Origin of the sequence: Pseudomonas sp. BN515, assembly GCF_029873155.1 — a bacterium.
Taxonomy (GTDB): domain Bacteria; phylum Pseudomonadota; class Gammaproteobacteria; order Pseudomonadales; family Pseudomonadaceae; genus Metapseudomonas.
Genome location: NZ_SSOH01000012.1, coordinates 1 through 18613 on the forward strand (window position 1 = coordinate 1; position 18613 = coordinate 18613).

Annotated in this window: 13 protein-coding genes; 8 read left to right on the forward strand and 5 right to left on the reverse strand. The window is 62.1% G+C overall.

Translation table 11 applies throughout. The annotated features are described in order from the left end of the window. Positions 1–299: 299 nt before the first annotated feature. Positions 300–905, reverse strand: coding sequence for a glutathione transferase GstA (gstA, locus tag E8E91_RS02410; protein WP_280374440.1), 606 nt, complete (start codon positions 903–905; stop codon positions 300–302). Positions 906–1197: 292 nt separating this feature from the next. Next, entirely contained in the window at positions 1198–2301 is a 1104-nt protein-coding gene (gbcB, locus tag E8E91_RS02415) for a glycine-betaine demethylase subunit GbcB (protein WP_280374441.1), read from the reverse strand. 362 nt (positions 2302–2663) lie between these two features. Between gbcB and gbcA the strand changes: the two genes are divergently transcribed. The 6 genes from gbcA to E8E91_RS02445 all read left to right on the forward strand — a co-directional run bounded on the left by gbcA (position 2664) and on the right by E8E91_RS02445 (position 11331). Continuing rightward, complete coding sequence (gbcA, locus tag E8E91_RS02420) at positions 2664–3953, forward strand: glycine-betaine demethylase subunit GbcA (RefSeq protein ID WP_280374442.1); 1290 nt, start codon at positions 2664–2666, stop codon at positions 3951–3953. Between the two features lie 779 nt (positions 3954–4732). Further along, on the forward strand, positions 4733–5743 hold the full coding sequence (locus tag E8E91_RS02425) for a pentapeptide repeat-containing protein (RefSeq protein ID WP_280374443.1): 1011 nt from the start codon (positions 4733–4735) through the stop codon (positions 5741–5743). A gap of 759 nt (positions 5744–6502) precedes the next feature. Continuing rightward, complete coding sequence (locus tag E8E91_RS02430) at positions 6503–6823, forward strand: hypothetical protein (RefSeq protein ID WP_280374444.1); 321 nt, start codon at positions 6503–6505, stop codon at positions 6821–6823. 442 nt (positions 6824–7265) lie between these two features. Further along, positions 7266–7832, forward strand: a complete 567-nt coding sequence (locus E8E91_RS02435) for a fimbrial protein (protein ID WP_280374445.1) — start codon at positions 7266–7268, stop codon at positions 7830–7832. Between the two features lie 74 nt (positions 7833–7906). Next, complete coding sequence (locus tag E8E91_RS02440) at positions 7907–8638, forward strand: molecular chaperone (protein WP_280374446.1); 732 nt, start codon at positions 7907–7909, stop codon at positions 8636–8638. Positions 8639–8880: 242 nt separating this feature from the next. Continuing rightward, positions 8881–11331 carry a fimbria/pilus outer membrane usher protein gene (locus E8E91_RS02445; RefSeq protein WP_280374447.1) on the forward strand — a complete coding sequence of 817 codons (2451 nt, stop codon included), beginning with the start codon at positions 8881–8883 and terminating at the stop codon, positions 11329–11331. Between the two features lie 11 nt (positions 11332–11342). On the opposite strand, the gene E8E91_RS02450 is transcribed toward E8E91_RS02445, so the two are convergent. After that, positions 11343–11978, reverse strand: a complete 636-nt coding sequence (locus tag E8E91_RS02450) for a response regulator transcription factor (RefSeq protein ID WP_280374448.1) — start codon at positions 11976–11978, stop codon at positions 11343–11345. A gap of 168 nt (positions 11979–12146) precedes the next feature. On the opposite strand from E8E91_RS02450, the gene E8E91_RS02455 reads away from it, so the two are divergent. Beyond that, positions 12147–13343, forward strand: coding sequence for an EAL domain-containing response regulator (locus tag E8E91_RS02455; protein WP_280374449.1), 1197 nt, complete (start codon positions 12147–12149; stop codon positions 13341–13343). On the opposite strand, the gene E8E91_RS02460 is transcribed toward E8E91_RS02455, so the two are convergent. After that, positions 13337–16951 carry a transporter substrate-binding domain-containing protein gene (locus tag E8E91_RS02460; protein WP_280374450.1) on the reverse strand — a complete coding sequence of 1205 codons (3615 nt, stop codon included), beginning with the start codon at positions 16949–16951 and terminating at the stop codon, positions 13337–13339. The two genes, E8E91_RS02455 and E8E91_RS02460, sit on opposite strands and share 7 nt — an antisense overlap. A gap of 509 nt (positions 16952–17460) precedes the next feature. Here E8E91_RS02460 and E8E91_RS02465 point away from each other — a divergent pair. Then, entirely contained in the window at positions 17461–18093 is a 633-nt protein-coding gene (locus E8E91_RS02465; protein WP_190834783.1) for a response regulator transcription factor, read from the forward strand. 28 nt (positions 18094–18121) lie between these two features. On the opposite strand, the gene E8E91_RS02470 is transcribed toward E8E91_RS02465, so the two are convergent. Then, entirely contained in the window at positions 18122–18601 is a 480-nt protein-coding gene (locus E8E91_RS02470) for a thioesterase family protein (RefSeq protein WP_280374451.1), read from the reverse strand. Positions 18602–18613 lie beyond the last annotated feature (12 nt).

Consider the following 18613-nt stretch of genomic DNA (forward strand, 5'->3'; position numbering starts at 1 on the left):
TACAAGGCAGACCTGCGGTCTGCTTGGCGATTGGAATCGCCCCTACAAGCACCGCGCCGCTTGCATACCTGCGTGGGAGCGAATTCATTCGCGAAAGCGGACCGGCGGTTCGCCCTGAGAGGCCGAAGTCCATCCCATCGCGATTGAAATCGCTCCCACAAAAAGCGGCCTCTCCCTATAGGGCTGCCCTTAGCACCGACCTGCAGGGGCGAATTCATTCGCCAAGGGCAGCGCAGCTGCCCCCAGAATCAGCAACCCGCACAGCGATTGAAATCGCCCCCAGAAAAGCGGGCACGGACTCAGACCAGTCCCTCCGCCTTCAGCGCCTCCTGCACGGCTGGGCGGGAAGCGACGCGGCCCTGGAATTCCAGGAGTTCCGGGCAGTCGGAAATATCCATTTTCAGGAACCCCGCCCAGTTGGCCACGGTGAACAGATAGGCATCCGCCGCGGTGAAGTCGTTGCCAGTGAGGTACTGGCGGCCGCGCAACTGCTCCGAGGTCCATTGCAGACGCCGGTGGGCCATGCCGGTGTAGGTCGCCTTGGCCTTGTCATCAAGGGTGGGGTTGAACAGCGCCCCGAAGCTCTTGTGCACTTCGCTGTTGATGAACGCCTGCCATTCCATGACGCGGTAGCGCATCAGGGAGCCGGCGGCCGGCATCAGGTCGGTGCGGCCGGCCTGGTCGCACAGGTACTGGCAGATCACCGGCCCTTCGCTGAAGGACTGCCCGTTATCCAGCTCCAGCAGGGGCACGTAGCCCTTGGGGTTGTTGCGGTAGTAGTCGTCACCGTGCGCGGTCTTGTGGGCACCCAGGTCGACCTTTTCAAGGTTGAAGGGCTTGCCGATCTCGCGCAGGACGATATGCACGGCAAGTGAGCAGGCTCCGGGAGAATAGAAGAGTTTCATCGCATGGGCTCCTCTGGCAGGCCACAGGTAGCCGGCGCAGGCAGCGCGCCGGCCGGGGGGCATCAGGACAAGCATAGTGGGGTTGCCCCCACGAACAGTGGACCAGCCTGTGGAAAAGCTGTTCGTCCCCGCTGCTCGCCCACGGCCTGCGGGACTTGCGGAGGATTGGTGATTTTTTCAACGATTTCAGAGAGTTGCGCACAGCATCTGTGCACCGCTGCATCCACAAGCTGTGGATAGATGGCGCCAGCCCGCGACTGGCGCGGGCTGGCGGGAGTTGCTCAGAAAACCATCAATAATCGATGGATACGTCGCCCTTGGGAACGCTGCAGCAGGAAAGGATGTAGCCCTCAGCGACGTCTTCGTCGGTGATGCCGCCGTTGTGCTCCATCTCCACCTCGCCAGCGGTCTTCATCACCTTGCAAGTGCCGCAGATGCCCATGCCGCAGGCCTTGGGAATATGCAGGCCGACCTTGGCAGCGGCCGAGTGCACGGTCTCGCCAGGAGCCACGCGGATGCTCTTGCCGGTTCCGGTGAACTCCACCAGGTTCATCGCGCCGGCCGGTACTTCGGCAGCGGCTTCGGCGGCCTCGGCGGCGTGCTCCTTCACTTCTTCGCGAATCTCCGGCGGGGTCGGGCCGAAGGCTTCTTCGTGATAGCGCTTCATGTCGAAGCCGGCCGCTTCCAGCAGGCGCCGGACCGCAGACATGTAAGGCGTCGGGCCGCAGCAGAAGATCTCGCGGTCCATGAAGTCGCCGGCGATCAGGTCGAGCATCGCGCGGCTCAGGTAGCCGCGATAGCCGGACCAGGTTTCGCCGATCTCGTACTTCTCGCAGATCAGGTGCAGCTTGAAGTTCTCGATGCGCGAGGCCATGTGGCGCAGTTCGCGGTGGTAGATGATGTCTTTCGGCGTCCGCGCGCTGTGCACGAAGATCATGTCCACCGCGCCGTTGGTGTCGAAGAACCAGCGCGCCATGGACATCACCGGGGTGATGCCGACGCCGCCGGAAAGGAACAGCACCTTATCCGCCGGGAAGTCGATGGCGTTGAACAGGCCGACCGGGCCGTGCACCGGAATCACATCGCCTTCTTTAAGGTTGTCGTGCAGCCAGTTGGAGACCTTGCCGCCAGGCACGCGCTTGATGGTCAGGGAGAAGCTGTAGGGCACCGAGGGCGAACTGGAGATGGTGTAGGAACGCATGATCGGCTGGCCGTCGATCTCCAGTTCCAGGGTCACGAACTGCCCCGGCTTAAAGAAGAACACCATCGGCTGGTCGGCCATGAAACAGAAGGTGCGCACATCCCAGGTTTCCTGGATCGCCTTGACGCAGCGAACCATGTGCCGGCCGTTGGTCCAGGTCTGGGTCGTGATGGGATTGAGGAAGTTATTGGTCATGACGCTGCTCCGCCCATGGCCGGAAATCGGCCTATTGCGACGGATTGTGAATAACGCAAAAACGGCCCATTTACCTGTCTGCGACATTCACATGCTCATCGCGACCTACCAGCAACCATCGGGCCTTGCGCGTCGGAAACGGATGTCCCCATGTCGCCCATGGGCAAGGTCGTGCCTGCCAGCGCCAGCACACTGATTCCCAGCCGAACCATAAGGCTTTTGAGCGAACCACCCTCGCACCCGCAGCAGGGCAGCCAGTCGGCAGGCGAGAAACGAGGGCAGGTCACGCCGCCTTGCGTGACAACCGAAACAGCCACTTATTGCGGCGGTCGCCAGCGCGACCAGCCATTGAGGAGTTACCGATGGACGTCACTTCCACCCTGAGCCTGGGCGATCCGCTTCAACCCGCACGCAAGGCCACGGCCGAAATGCTCCGCGAACGCGACCACAGCTTCTCCCTGCCGCAGCCGTTCTATAGCGACGAGCGCCTGTTCCAGATCGACATGCAGGAGATCTTCCACAAGGAATGGCTGATCGCCGGCATGACCTGCGAGATCCCTGCCAAGGGCAACTACCTGACCCTGCAGATCGGCGACAACCCGATCATCGTCATCCGTGGTGCCGAAGGTCAGATCCACGCTTTCCACAACGTCTGCCGCCACCGTGGCTCGCGCCTGTGCGTCAGTGAGAAGGGCAAGGTCGCCAAGCTCGTCTGCCCGTACCACCAGTGGACCTACGAACTGGACGGCCGCCTGCTGTTCGCCGGTACCGAGATGGGCGCCGACTTCGACCTCAAGGACTACAACCTCAAGCCCGTGCACGTGAAGAGCGCCGGCGGCTACATCTTCATCAACCTGTCGGAAAACCCGCCGGCTATCGACGACTTCCTCTCCACCCTGGCCCATTACATGGAGCCGTACGACATGGAGAACACCAAGGTGGCCGTGCAGACCACCCTGAAGGAAGCCGCCAACTGGAAGCTGGTGATCGAGAACAACCGCGAGTGCTACCACTGCAACGGTTCGCACCCGGAACTGTTGAAGACCCTGCTGGAGTGGGACGACGTTACCGACCCGCGCGCCAGCCAGGCGTTCAAGGATCAGGTCGCAGCCTGCACCAAGGCCTGGGACGAGGAGAAGATCCCCTACGCCCACGCCAGCTTCGGCCTGCGCAACCGCATCGTGCGCATGCCGCTGCTCGACGGCACCGTATCCATGACCATGGACGGCAAGCAAGGCTGCAAGAAACTCATGGGCCGCATCAAGAACCCGGACCTGGGCTCCATGCGCATCCTTCACCTGCCCCACGCCTGGAACCACTGCATGGGCGATCACATGATCGTCTTCACCGTGTGGCCCATCAGCGCCCAGGAAACCGTAGTCACCACCAAGTGGCTGGTGCACAAGGATGCCGTGGAAGGCGAGGACTACGACGTGGCGCGCCTGCGCGAAGTCTGGGACGCCACCAACGACCAGGACCGTCGCCTGGCCGAAGAGAACCAGCGCGGCATCAACTCCACCGCCTACCAGCCGGGCCCGTACTCCAAGACCTACGAGTTCGGCGTGATCAACTTCCTCGACTGGTACAGCGAACGCATGCTGAACAACCTGGGCGATACCCCGGCTACCAAGCTGCGTCAGGTCAACGATTAACACTTCCAGGGAGCTCGGCGAGGCGGCTGCGGCAGCTTCGCCGGGCGGAGGAACAGCCATGTCCGTATGCCTGGGCTTTGCCATCCTCCTGACGCTTTATGGACTGGCCTCGAGCCTGCTCAAGGCCTGGTCCGACCGCTCACACTGAGGTCCCCTCAAGGACCACCCTCGCCCTCGTCGGGATGTCGGCCCTGACGGGGGCTTTTTTTAGTTCACTCCCTAGCGCTTCCCGGGCATCACACCTCGCGGAGGCCCCTTCCTTCTCTTCCCGCCGCCCCGCCAATCGCTCCGTCAGCGGTCGAGACCTTTGCACCCGTCTCGATATCGAACTGATTCCTACATTTGCTTGGGAGGAACTTCCGCGGCGGCTCGAACATGGTTACGTGAATCCGGACACAGGTATCGACGAGCTGCCCTCTCAATATTCCCGCAAATCCCTCAAATCCCCGCCAAAGAAAACTACTACACCCCCCCCAAGCCGCCCCTTACAAGCTCGGAAGCCGCGACCGATAGCGAGGAAAGGTGCCGATTAATTAACTTGACCGGGCATTTCGATGCAGCACTTTGCCAACGCCCAGGTCGCCATCTGTTAGACGCGAGCCCCGCTCCGGCGTCTTCACCGGTAAGCAAGCCTGATCACTCGCCTCACTCAGGAGTAACCGTGACAGGTCCAGTTGAGCACCGGAGGCAAGACAACCTGCGCCTGCTGGCACGCCATGGAGGTCAATCTGCCCGCATCAGGATGCGATGTCAGAAATCAATTTGAAAAGGAAATCACCATGCAAAAACTCCCCAGTTCCCTGGAAGAAGCCGCCGAAATGCTCGAAGCGCATCTGCAATGGCTGAAGAATCCGGCACACGGAAGACGTGCCGATATGGAAGGTCTCGACCTGACTAGTGTGAACGGTTTCATGGGCGAGAATCTGAGCTCTGCCAACCTGCGTCAATGCAGGATGTACAACTCCACGTTTGAAGAAACTGATTTTTCCTATGCCGAGTTGTCCTATGCCTGGATCCGTTCCTCATACCTGAACCGGATCAATTTGCACGACGCCTACCTGAGATTCAGCATCCTTTCTAGCGTCCACCTCATGGACGCTGACCTGAGCGAAGCCCGTATGCCCGGCGCCTATCTCAATTCCTGCAATTTTCACCGCTCCAACATCAGCAAGGCTTCTCTAATGTACTGCACGGTGGAAAGTTGCTTCTTTCCCAACAGCAAGCTGAGCGGTACCGATTTTAGATATGCGTCGCTCTTCGCCTGTAAATTGCAACAGGCCGACTTGAGCAACGCTCACCTTAACGACGGGAGATGGAGCGATGTCGATCTTCGCAATGCGAATCTACGTGGCGCGAACCTAACCGATACGTATTTCAAGCGTGTGGATTTCCGCGGCGCAGACCTGAGCAATGCCGACTTAACCAATGCTCGCTTCATTGACTGCAACCTCAGCGACGTCAACCTGAACAATGCCAATCTGGACAAGGCCACCTTCTCCCAAACGCTACTCGATGGCAGCCCAATACATGGCGTTGCCTCGATGAACGGGACACAGGGCAATGGCACGCAGATCAAGCACATAGTCTGCGACTCCCATACCGTGACCTACACCGCAGAGCATCTGTTCATCAACGGCCATAAACGCAGCGAACAAGAGTGGTGGTCCCTGAACGACGATCAGGTATCGACGCTGGTAGACCTAGACTGGTGGAAAACCTGGAAGCCGCTCCTGCAACAGATCACCGCAGTATCTCCGGCGGTACCGGCAGCCATCACCTCCCAGTTATAACCTCGACTCAGCGCCTGCCACCTGGGTGAGCGCTGCAAGCGTTTCAACGGAAAAACCAATAGCCCCGGGCTCCTCGGCCCGGGGCTATTGCCGTGCCATCCGAAGCTGTATCGGCCGCAACCTGCCACGTCTCCCGGATAGGAAGTCCCGACGCTGCGCCATCCTCTGCTCGATCAGCCCTGCCCGCCGGGCTCGTACTCCAAGACCTACGAGTTCGGCGTGATCAACTTCCTCGACTGGTAGCTGAACAAACAGGGCAACACCCCGGTCACCACACTGCGCCAGGTCTACGAGTAAGCACCAAGGGTCCGCTCCACGGAGCCGAGGAAACTGTCATGTCCGTATGCCTGGGCTTTGCCATCCTCCTGACGCTTTATGGACTGGCCTCGAGCCTGCTCAAGGCCTGGTCCGACCGCTCACACTGAGGTCCCCTCAAGGACCACCCTCGCCCTCGTCGGGATGTCGGCCCTGACGGGGGCTTTTTTTTGCCCGCAATGCCCAGCCAAGGTCCTTATTGACGCTCAATCAGCCCGGCAAAATCCTCAATGATCCTCGGTTCCCACGGGAAATTGGCTGTGTGAAATTTCCCATTCCAGACGAATTGAGGATAAGCACACATTCCGCATAGGAATTCTCCGAAGACTGCGAAGCGACTTCAGACGGACCCTGAATTCCTACAAAAAAATCGGAAACCCCAATATCTAGTAGGTCAGAGCCGTCTGATCTTTACTGACCCTAAGTCAGACAGATGGCTCAGCCATGAAGAAAATTCTTATCCCCATAGCGATGATGCTGACTGCATTTTCGGCGGTTTCTCATGCAAGCAATGGCAAGGCGGCTCACGGCGTCATTCAATTTGTAGGGAGCCTATCCAGAGGTCCGTGCGAACTTTCCGTCAGCGACTGGTACCAGCACGCCGGCCGCCATGAGGGCACCAGTCCGCGCCACGCCGGCCCCGTCCAGGCTTCGGGCAACGACTGCGCAGGAATCGCCGACACGTCTTCCATCCATGCCGATGAAGTCGCCGCAGCCTCCAGCACCACGCCTCAGTCAAAGGTGGTCGTCGTCACCTTCAACTGAAGCGGGCACCTGGCGCCCTGCCTCAAGGCACGCGAATGGAAAACACGAATCGTCCTTAATGAGAGGTGAACACGTCCGGCGATCGGTTCGTCCGCAGAAGTAGCTGGATTCGAATTCCCCCATGCAGTCGAGGGAGCGATTCCAGCGCTTAGGCGTAGCTCGCGCCAGGCGTTCCCGCCGGGAATCGCGACGGCGTGCGCGGGCTGAAAGCGGCGCTACGCCGCCCTTACCCTTCATTCCTTTCGTTCATGAACAAGAGCTGGACGGCTCGAAAGCCCCCAGATTCCGCTCCGGAGGCAATGCCTAGAATAAGGCTACCGGCCTTGTCGGCCATTCCTTACAAAAGTGCGAACCTCGTCTGATATTCCGAAAACTCATGAATAGCTATCGTAGCCGGGCATTTCGATGCACCACTTTTCGTGATCATTTTCTGGAGTAACACATGAAAAAGCTTTCTCTGGCTTTCCTCGCCATGTCCGTTATCGCAGCTAGCGGTTCCGCCTTCGCCGCCGACGGCGGTAAAGGTCAGATCAACTTCACCGGTTTCATCAACAATGATGCCTGCTCGGTAGACGGTTCCGTGGGTAAGGAAAAGGCCATCATCGTCGACATGGGCAACATGTCCATCAAGGACATCGGCACTGATACTGCCCCGAACGGCGGCCGAATCGCAGCCAGCAACTTCAACCTGAGCGTCAACTGCAACGAAGGCACCAAGGTCTCCATGAATTTCAAAGCCAGGGCCGGTTCCGGTCTGGTAGACAACAAGCCAATCCTGAAACTGACCGATGGCCTCGACACCGCCAAGAACGTCGGCATCGCCATCATGGACAGCAATGGCGCAGTCATTGACCTGACTAACGAAGACGCCGCCAAGATCGACAGCCAACTGAACGGCGGCGACGCCACCCTGACCTTCGCAGCCTCCTACGTCACCACTGCCGACCCGAAGACCGCCACTGCCGGTGACGGTAACGCCACCCTGCCGTTCGTCCTGCAGTACGAATAAGTAGGAACGGCGCCTTTGAAGCCTGGCGGGGCCATCCGGCCTCGCCACTTCCCTGCTACCTGATGGTAATTCCTATGCTCCGTCGTACGATCTCCACCTGCCTGGGCGCCTTCTGCCTGGTGCTGGCTTCCCACGCATCCGCGGGAATCTCTCTCAGCTCCACCCGTATCGTTTTCAAAAGCCCCAGCAAAGAGGCCAGCATCACCGTTCGCAACACTGGAAAGGACGTCCTTGTTCAGTCATGGATCGACAGCGACAAGGATTCGGACACGCCACCACCTTTTGCCGTGACGCCCCCGTTGGCGCGCGTACCGGCGAACGAACAGCAGCTGTTGCGCATTCTCTACGAAGGCAGCGGCATGCCCACCGACCGGGAGTCGGTGGTATGGCTCAACGTCCAGGAAATCCCTCAGACCACCGAAGGCCGGAACATCCTGCAGCTGGCCGTACGCCAGCGGATCAAGATGTTCTTCCGTCCAGAGGGGCTGACGACCGAAGCCCACCGCGCACCGGAAGAACTGCAATGGCAGCTCGCGCGCCGTGGCGGCAAGACGGAACTCAAGCTTCGAAACCCGAGCAAGTACCACGTCTCCATGGGCGACGTGAAGCTGGGCAGCACGGTGGCCATCGAATCCACCATGATCGCCCCCGGCGAAGAGCGGGTATTCAGCGTCCCGGATCTTCCGTCTGCGAAAACCGTTGATCTGACCTTCGCCAGCATCAACGACTACGGAGCCCAGGTGCTCTACTCCGCAAGCCTTTCCGTCGGGAGTCCCGCTGGAGCCACGGCAAAGCGGTCCAGCTGAGCTCTGCAACGAGTTCTATCCCCAACCTCCGGCTCACCTCCGGCGGGTGCTGAACGCTCCCGCATGGCACCGCTCGTTCCTGAAGGGAGGTGGGCCGGGCAGCTCGCAGGCATTGAGAAATGAGCAATTGGCCCAGTCATATCGGGGGACCGTGCACTCGGTTTCCCGCGGACAACCGAAGGTCGCTCCCTCTGGTTCGCCGCAGCAAACTCGCGCTAGCCATTTCCCTGGCTCTCCCTTCGATGGCGCTGCATGCCAAGTCCCCCGAACCGTTACCGGCGGCAGACGCCCAGGTCGCCTCGTTCAACACGACCTTCCTCAAAGGTGCGCCGTCCGCCGTTGACCTGCAGTCTCTGCTGAGCGCGAACAGCGTCGTGCCTGGCAACTATCGGGTGGACCTTTACAGCAACGAGGTACTGGTCGGGCGCAAGGACATCGACTTTCTGCGCAATCAGCAGACGGGCATCGTCGAACCCTGCCTGAATATCGAGCTGCTCCATCTGCTGGGCATCGACCTGGCAAAGCTGGTGGAACAGGGCGTGGTCGATCCCGACACGGCCGACACCTGTTATGACCTGTCGACACTGATCGACCAGGCCACGCTGCGCTACGACTCGACTCGCCTGCGCCTGAGCGCCAGCATTCCGCAGGTCGCCATGCTCGCGGGCCGGCGTGGCTACGTTGACCCGGCGCTGTGGGACAACGGCGTCACCGCCGCCTTCATCAACTACCAGTTCAACACCAACCGGAACCGGGACGACTACGGCCGGCAGACATTCAACAACCTGGGCCTGCGCAACGGCATCAACCTGGGTGCCTGGCGCCTGCGAAACGAGTCGAACTATCGGAAGGGCACTGGTCGGCCAAGCACGTTCACCAGCAACCGCACTTACCTGCAGCGCGACGTCACAAGGCTCAAGGGGCAGCTCACCCTGGGTGAGATCTACTCCGACGCCTACCTGTTCGACAGTGTGCGCTACCGCGGCATCAAGCTGGCTTCCGATGACGCCATGAGGGCGGACAGCGAGCGCGGCTACGCGCCGGTCATCCGCGGCGTTGCGGAAACCAACGCAACCGTGGAGATTCGCCAGAACAACTACATCCTCTACTCCACGACCGTGGCGCCAGGTCCGTTCGAGATCAACGACATCTACCCCACCGGCTCCAACGGCGACCTGGAGATCACCATCATCGAGGCCGACGGGCGTCGGCGCGTGAGCCTGCAGGCCTTTTCAAGCCTGCCGATCATGGTCCGCGAAGGCCAGCTGAACTACAGCCTTTCTGCAGGCGAGTTCAACAGCAACAGTGACGACCTCAAGAACCCGGCATTCGTCAGCGCGACTGCAGCCTACGGCCTGAGCAGCAACCTCACGGGCATTGCCGGCACCCAGGCTACCCAGGACTTCAATGCCGTATCGCTCGGTGCCGGGCGAAATACTCCGATCGGCGCCGTGTCGGTCGACGTTACCCACTCGGCCAGCCGGGTTCGCGGGCTCTCCGCCCAAGGCAACAGCCTGCGTGCGCTGTACGCGAAGACCTTCACCGGCACCGACACCAGCTTCACCCTGGCGGCCTATCGCTACTCCACCGAAGGCTATCGGACGCTCTCCGACCATGTTCAAGAACTCACCCTGGGCATGCCGAGCACGAGTGGTCGCTCGAAGATCCGTACCGACCTGACCGTCAGCCAGACCCTTGGCCAGCGCAAGTACGGCACCCTCTATATCAATGCCAGCGACGAGCGTTTCTGGAATCGGGGCGGCACGCGCAGCCTCTCCGCTGGCTACTCCAATGGCTGGCGCGACGTCAGCTACAACTTCAGCGTGAGCCAGACCCGCAACATCGGTACCGCTGGCCCGTCGAATGACGACACCCAGCTAAACCTCTCCGTGTCCTTCCCTCTGGGCTCGAAGCCGCGGGCGCCGCGCGCTTACCTTTCGAACACTCACCAGGACAGCGGCGACAACACGCAGGTCGGCGTGCACGGCTACCTGTCCGAAGACGGCGACACCTCCTACTCGGTGCAAGGCAGCAAGAGCAGCAGCGGGGGTAGCTCGGGCTCGGTCAACCTGAACAGCCGCACTTCGCTTGCGGAGGTCAGCCTTGGCTACAGCAAGGGACGCAGCTACACGTCGGAGAACCTCACCCTGTCCGGCTCCGTCGTCGCCCACGCGGGCGGCATCAACCTGGGCCAACCGGTGGGTGAAACCTTCGCACTGGTGGAAGTACCCGACATCTCGGGTGTCGGCGTCAGCAACTTCACCGGGGTCAGCACCGGATACAACGGCTACGCCGTGGTGCCGAACGCCCAGCCCTACCGGACCAACTGGATCACCCTGGATACACGCAACCTCGGCGGCGATATCGAGATCGACAATGCCACGCAGCAGATCGTGCCGCGCCGCGGGGCCATAGTGTTGGCCCGTTACGAAGGGAAGAAGGGGCAACGTGTCCAGTTCGAGCTGTTCGACAGCCAGGGCCAACCCATCCCCTTCGGCGCTTCGCTGGAAGATGCCAAGGGCAAGCAGCTTGCCATCTCCGATCCGAGCGGCAGGGCACTGGCTCTGGTCGAAGAGGAACAGGGCACGCTGACCATCAAGTGGAGCAGCAAACAGTGTTCCGCCGCCTACGCGCTACCGCCACAGGACAAATCCAACAACTACCAGCGCTATCGTCTCAGCTGCCAGAACTGAGGGGCGAAACGTCAGCCCTCGGGTCGTCCGGCGAGGTCGTTGCGCCGGGCGAACTCGATCAGCTCCAGCAGTGAGCCGAGGTTGAGCTTCTGCTGGATGCGCGTCTTGTAGGTACTGATGGTCTTGTTGCTGAGCAGCATGCGCTCGCCAATTTCCTTGTTCGACAGCCCGGTCGCCAGGTACTGCAGGACCATCAGCTCCTGGTTGGACAGTCTCTCCACCAGTTCACCTTCGCTCAGCGCCGGCGCCGTATTGCCGTTCAGAGAGTTGGAGGGAAACACGGTGAATCCGGCGTTGATGGCATTGATGGCCGTCAGCAGGTTCTGCAGGTCCTCTTCCTTGCTGACAAAGCCCTTCGCACCTGCCTGGAAGCAGCGCTGGGAATAGCTCTCCGCCGGCTGAGAGGTCAGCACCAGGACCTGACTGTCGAGGCCCAGGGCGCGAATTCGCGAGATGACATTGAGACCATCGAGGCGCGGAATCCCGATATCCAGGATGACGATATCCGGCTCATGCTGGCGAATCAGCTGCAAGGCATCGACGCCGTTGTCAGCCTCAGCGACGACCTCCATCCCGCTGCGCTCCAGCAGCATGCGGACGGCCATACGGATGACCGGGTGATCGTCCACGATCAGGGCACTTCTCATTGCAACCTCGAAATCAAAAGGGGAGCGGACGTCCGTGACGCTGTGTCCGTTGGAGACCCGTCCGGGCCATCGATGAATTTTCCCACAACCCCATAGGAAGCGCCGCCTAGATGGGACCACTTCTTCGCCAGTAACTTGGCCGGTATCCCAACCCCTGTCGAGCCCCGCATGAAGAACTTACGCATTCTGGTTCTGGAAGACGAGCCGTTCCAGCGCCTGATCGCGATCACCGCCCTGCGCCAGTTGGGGCTCGAACGCATCCACGAAGCGGCGGACGGCGCCGAAGCGCTGGCCCTGCTGGAAGCCTGTGGCGGCGTGGACATCGTGCTGTGCGACCTGCGCATGGCCGGCATGGACGGCGCGGCCTTCCTGCGTCACGCGAGCGAGGCGGGCGTGGTCCGCTCGGTAATCCTCAGCAGCGAAGTAGACGCCGAAGTGCGCCAGGCCATCAGCGCCATGACCCGTTGCCTGGGCCTGCAATATCTCGGCGACCTGGGCAAGCCGTTCGACCTGGACCGCGCCGCAGCGCTGATCGCACGCCACACCGACGATTCGGCCACGCCCCCTGCACCTCGGCGGGTGCCGGATGCCCCCACGCTGGACGACATTCTCCGTGGCCTGGATCAGGGCGAGTTCGAAGCCTGGTTCCAACCCAAATTCCACCTTGGCAACGGGACCTTGCATGGAGCTGAGGTCCTGGCGCGTTGGCGTCATCCACAGCGCGGTGTGCTCGCCCCGTCGCAATTCCTGCCGACCATGGAGGCCAACGACCTGATTGACCGCCTGTTCTGGCAGATCTTCGCCCAGGGCCTCGCGCTGCAGCAGGACCTCGCCCGCGCCGGACGGCGCGTGAACCTGGCATTCAACCTCCAGCCCCGGCAGTTGAGCGATCAAAACCTCGCCGGACGCATCGACAAGGCTCTGGCGGATGCCGGTCTCCCCGGTGAAGGCCTGACCTTCGAGCTCACCGAAACAGGCTTGCTGGAAGCCCCTGCGGCGAGCCTGGAATGCCTGGTGAGGTTGCGCCTGCTGGGCTGCGGACTGGCCATGGACGACTTCGGTGCCGGCTATTCGTCGCTGGACCGGCTCTGCGAATTGCCCTTCAGCCAGGTCAAGCTGGACGCCAGCTTCGTTCGCAAACTGATGAACCAGCCGCGCAGCGGCGCCATCATCAGCAGCGCCGTCACCCTGGCCGAATCGATGGACATGACGCTGGTGGTGGAAGGCGTGGAAACACCCGAGCAACGCGATCAGTTGCTGGCTCTCGGCTGCCAGGTGGCCCAGGGTTACCTCTTCGCCCGCCCGCAGGACCGTGACAGTTTCCTTGCCCTGCTGACCCACAAGGACACATCCGGGCCTTACTGATCGTCGGTGGCCATCCGCACAATCAAAGCCTGTTCCAGTTCCAGCAGCGCCAGGCGTAGCTCACCCGCAGTCGCGCGCAGCTCCGATGCTTCCGGCGCCGGCGTCTTGCACGCCTGCTCGAGGTTCACGCAAGCGGCGATCAAGGGTTCGGCCCGGATGACCCGCGCGGCGCCCTTGAGCCGGTGAGCGAGCTCGGACAGGCCATGGGCATCGCCCTGCTCAGCGAGTTCAGCCAGGGGGCGCATATCCCGGCGATTAGTCTCCAGCAGTTCATTGAGCAGGTTGTGGATAAGGCCGGGATCGCCCCCCGTCAACGGCGCCAGCGGCGCGAGATCGAACAACCCCGGCACCTCTGGAGCGGACGGCGTCGGCGAGCTCGCGGCTACCTCGGCCGCCGGCTCTCCACCCTTTGCGGCACGCAGTTTTTCTTCCAGCAGATCGAGCCCGATGGGCTTGATCAGGCAGTCGTCCATTCCCGCCCGGATGCTGCGTTCGACTTCCTCCTGCTGGGCATCGGCGGTCAAGCCGAGAATCAGCGTCGGCGCCCCCTGGGCATCACGCTCGCCTTCACGAATGGCGCGCGCAAGGTCGGCGCCGCTCATGCGTGGCATGTGGCAATCGGTGGCAACGACGTCGAAGCGCCCAGCACGCCAGAACGCCAGGGCATCCACGCCGTTCTCCGCCTCGACCACCTCGTGACCGAGGAAGCCGAGCTGCTGGGCGAGGATCTGCCGGTTCACCGGATGATCGTCCACCACCAGTACCCGCAGCCTGCGCTGCTCCTGCACACCCCCCGCCGCGCCGGCAACCGGCTCTTCCACAGGATCGAGGCGATGCAGCCGCAGCTCCACGTCCACCCGCGTACCCCGGCCCGGTGCACTGTTGAGCGTCAGGCGCCCGCCCATCATTTCGCAGAGAGAACGGCAGATGACCAGCCCCAGCCCTGCCCCTTCCGTCTGGTGAAAACCGCGCTCGACCTGGGCGAAGGGACGGAACAAGCGACGCTGGTCCTCCTCGGAAATGCCGATGCCGGTGTCCTCGACGCAGAAGCTCACCCGCAGCAGTCCGGGCTCGGACGCTTCGCCCTCGATCTGCAGACGAACGCTGCCCTCGCGGGTGAACTTGATGGCGTTGCTGACCAGGTTCGAGAGGATCTGCTTGAAGCGCATGCTGTCCACCAGCACGTCACCCTGGATGCTGGAGTCGATATCCAGCACCAGGCTCAGGCCCTTCTGCCGCGCCAGGCCGTCGAACACCCTCGCGACCGATTCCACCAGCTCACGCAGGTTGGCCCTGTGGGGTGCCAGGCTGAGCCGGCCCGACTCGATCCGGGCGATATCGAGGATGTCGCCGATCAGTACCAGCAGGCTGCGCGCCGAACCGTAGGCGACTTCGATGCTGGAACGGTCGATGGGCTGGTCCCCGGCGCGTTTGAGCGCCAGCTCGAGAATGCCGATCACCGCATTCATCGGTGTACGGATCTCGTGGCTCATGGTCGCGAGGAAGGTGGTCTTGGCGCGGCTCGCTTCATCGGCCAGGTTCTTCGCGGCCTCCAGCTCCTGCACCAGCTGGCGGTGTCCGGTGACGTCGAGCCAGCCGCAGATCACGCCCTTCACGGTGCCGCTGGAGTCCTGGAAGGGATGGACCCAATGGTCGATCCACAGGGTCTGCCCACCTATCTGCACGGTACGTACGCCCTGCAGCATCTGCCCTTCCTTCATGGCCTGGCGATAGAGCTGGTGGAACTCCGGCGCCGACTCGAAGACCTCAGGAGGCAGCTCCGCAACCGTTCGCCCGCGCACCGTTTCCAGCGGCAAGCCGATGGCAGACAGGTAGCTGCGATTGCAGGACAGCAGGCGGCCCCCGGCGTCGCGGACATAGAGCGGCGGCGGCATGCTGTCGATCAGGGTCTCGATGAAACGCAGTTCGTCGTTCAACTGGCGTTCCGTGGCCCGGCGCCGGCGTACCTCGCGGCGCTGGTGGAAGACCCAGGCCAGCACCAGCAGCAGCAACAGTCCGGCGCCGATAACGATGCGCTGGATCAGGGTGCCGTAGTCACGCCAGGTCTGCGGGCTCATCCCGGGACTGCCCCGCCAGCTGTTGGAGATGGCGTTGAGTTGGTCCGGCCCGAGGCTGGCCACGGTCTTGTCGAGGATGGCGTGGAGTTCGGTATCGGCACGGCGAACGGCGAAGCTGGCGGTGACCGACTCGATCCCGGCCAGTCCCCTGATCGCCAGGCGCCCCTGGAACAGCCGCGTGATGTAGTAGCGCGCAGTGGTGACGGGCACCAGCGCGCTGTCGGCGCGGCCGTCCGCAACCAGGTGCATCGCGTCCAGGTAGGAGCCGGTATCGGCCAACTCAAGCGCCGGGTAGGTCGCCTTGATCACATCGCGGGCTACATTGCCCTTGCCCAACGCCAGGCGCTGGCCAGCCCCGTCCCCCGCAAGCGGCACGGCACTCACGTCCTGACCGGCGCGGGCCACCAGCGCGAAGGGTGCCCTGGAGATAGGGCGGGTAAAGCGCAGCTGCGCCTCCCGCTCCTTGCTCGCGGTGAGGATGGCGAGATCCGCTTCCCCGTCCAGCACGCTGTCGATCTCCCTGTCGATGCCACCGGCCCGGCTGACCGCCTCGAAGCGCAGACCGGTCCGCATGGATGCCAATTCCAGCAGGTCGGCAATGATGCCGCGGAACTGCCCCTCATCATCGAAGAACGCCAGCGGCGCCTTGTCGTCGTCGATGACCAGGCGGACCACCGGATGACGATCTATCCAGCGCTGTTCCTCGGCCGACAACGGCAGCCGCTCGCTGACCAGCGTCATTCCACTGCCCACCCAGCGCCGCGCAACCTCATCCAGTTGCGAGGGGCCGATGGCACGCAGGACGGCATCGATGCCCCGCAGCAGGCGCTGATCGCCCTCGCGCATGACGAAGGCAATGCCGTCATCGTGTTGGTCGATGAAGCGGTCGAATTTCAACAGGCCGTAGAAACTGCGATTGAGCTGGAAATAGACTGGCAGCAGGTCACCCGCCAGTAGGTCGGACTGGCCGAATGCGACCTTGGCCATCGCGTCGTCAACGGACGCGGCGACCACCTGCTGCGCGCCGGGATAGCGCTGACCGAGCGCCTGGTCGTGCCCGGGTACCAGGGCGACGTGCATCCCTTCGAGATCCAGCGGCAGGACGCGACGGTCGTCGTAGCGGCGGAACAGCGCGACGCGGTCGGTGGCGAACGCCTGGCTGCGTATCACCGGGGCGCCCCTGCCGTCCTGCCCATCGCCGACGAATAGATCGATCTCCCCGGCGGCCATGGCACGCAGCAATGCGGGTCGGTCGGAATACTGCCGCAGCCTGATCTGCATGCCGAGCCACTGACTGATCAGGGCAACCGTGTCGGCCGCGATGCCCTCGTAGCTGCCATCGCGCTGGATGATCTCCATGGGGGCCGTGCCATCGGCGGCCACGCCCAGCACCAGCTCGCGCTTCTGCCGCAGCCAGTGCCAGTCCTCCTCGCTGATGGCGAGGTCCTGCTGGTCGACCACCAGTTGGCTGGAGAGGACCAGGCGCTGGACATCCTCGGCAGAATGGACGCACGTGCCGATCAGGGTCATCCAGCACACGAGCCAGAGGCGCCCAATAGACGATCTGAAGAAAGAAGGAATGCGCAACTGGCCAGCCTGCCTGGATGAATTCAACGATCAGAACCTTAGTCGAAGGGGAAGTCTTTTGTGGCTCCTGCGATGTGGGCGAGAAGTCCGCCTACATGGTCTGTAGGAAAGTTCCTAAACGACCGATCAGAAGTAAAACCAACAATATACTTCCGGCCCTGCGGACCTACTGATTGCTTCGATTCATGCCACTTGACGGAGCATCGGCTTTCAAACTTGTTGAAAGTGGGTACGCAGAATTTGGAGAAGTCCGAAGGACATTTCGCTCAATTCTGAAGAAGTTTTCAGAGCGAGCCAACTTGACGTCCTTCAACTCCAAACGCGTTGGACAACCTGCCCCGTCGGGCAGATGCATCCAGCGAACTTCGAACAACCCCAGCTCCCAACGGCATCTTTCAGAAGGCCACGCGCCGTCCGTATTCATTGGGAAGCCTGACGAGGAGAACCGACGGATGAACAAGGTATTGCTGATCGATAACCAGCCCATGCTCCGCTTTGCCACTCGCGTACTGCTGGAACGCGAGGACTACGAGGTAGTCGGCGAAACAGAAAGCGGCGTCGAAGGCCTCAGCATGGCCCGATCGCTGCGGCCCGATCTGGTCATCCTGGACATCGCCATCCCAAAACTCGACGGCCTCGAAGTCCTGGGGCGACTCAGCGCCATGGACGCCAACGTGAAGTTGCTGGTGCTCACCTCGCTCCCAGCCTCGCTCTACGCCAACCGCTGCCTGCAGGCCGGCGCCACCGGCTATCTGTCCAAGCAGGAGCAAGCGTTCAGCCTGATCTCCGCCGTGCGCTCGGTGCTCTCCGGCTACAGCCTGTTCCCCAGCACCGTGCACCTGCCGGACGCCTCGCAGCCGGGGCAATGCAGCGACAGCTACCTGCTGGACAGCCTCTCCGACCGCGAACTGGCAGTCCTGCAGAATCTGGCCGATGGCAAGAACAACCAGGAAATCGCCAAGCAACTGTTCATCAGCCACAAGACGGTCAGCACCTACAAATCCCGCTTGATGGACAAGCTCAAGACCCGCAACCAGGTCGACCTGATCGACTTCGCACGCCGCTACGTGGTGCCCACTCCCTGAGCATCATGCCTTTCCGGATGCCGCCGCCTCAGCGAGGCGGCGGCAAGCCGATGACACAACCGACATGACGTGGCCGCGGCAGCTCGCAATGAGTCGCCGCGATAGCTTCGATCCGTGCCGACACGGATTTGTCGAAGACCGCCGAGCGGGACGAACTGGAATCCACGTTCATCAGCATCTGCTCGCTGGCCGCCAATAACTCCTCCCCCTCCCTCAGATACAACCCGTGGTGGATATGCAGCCGCTTGCCGTCGTGGGCGAGCAGTTGGGTGCGCACTTCCACTTCGGCACCCAGCTTCACCTCGGCCAGATAGTTGAGATGGCATTCCAGCGTGAACAATGTGTGGCCCGTGGTGGCACGGCCGCCCTCGTCGAGGCCGATCTCGTCCATCAGGGCATCGGTCGCGTAGCTGAAGATCAGCAGGTAGAACGCGTCCCGCAGGTGGCCGTTGTAGTCCACCCACTCGGGAAGGATGGCTGTGCGGTAGGTGGTGAGGGCGTGACTCATGCAAAAACTCCC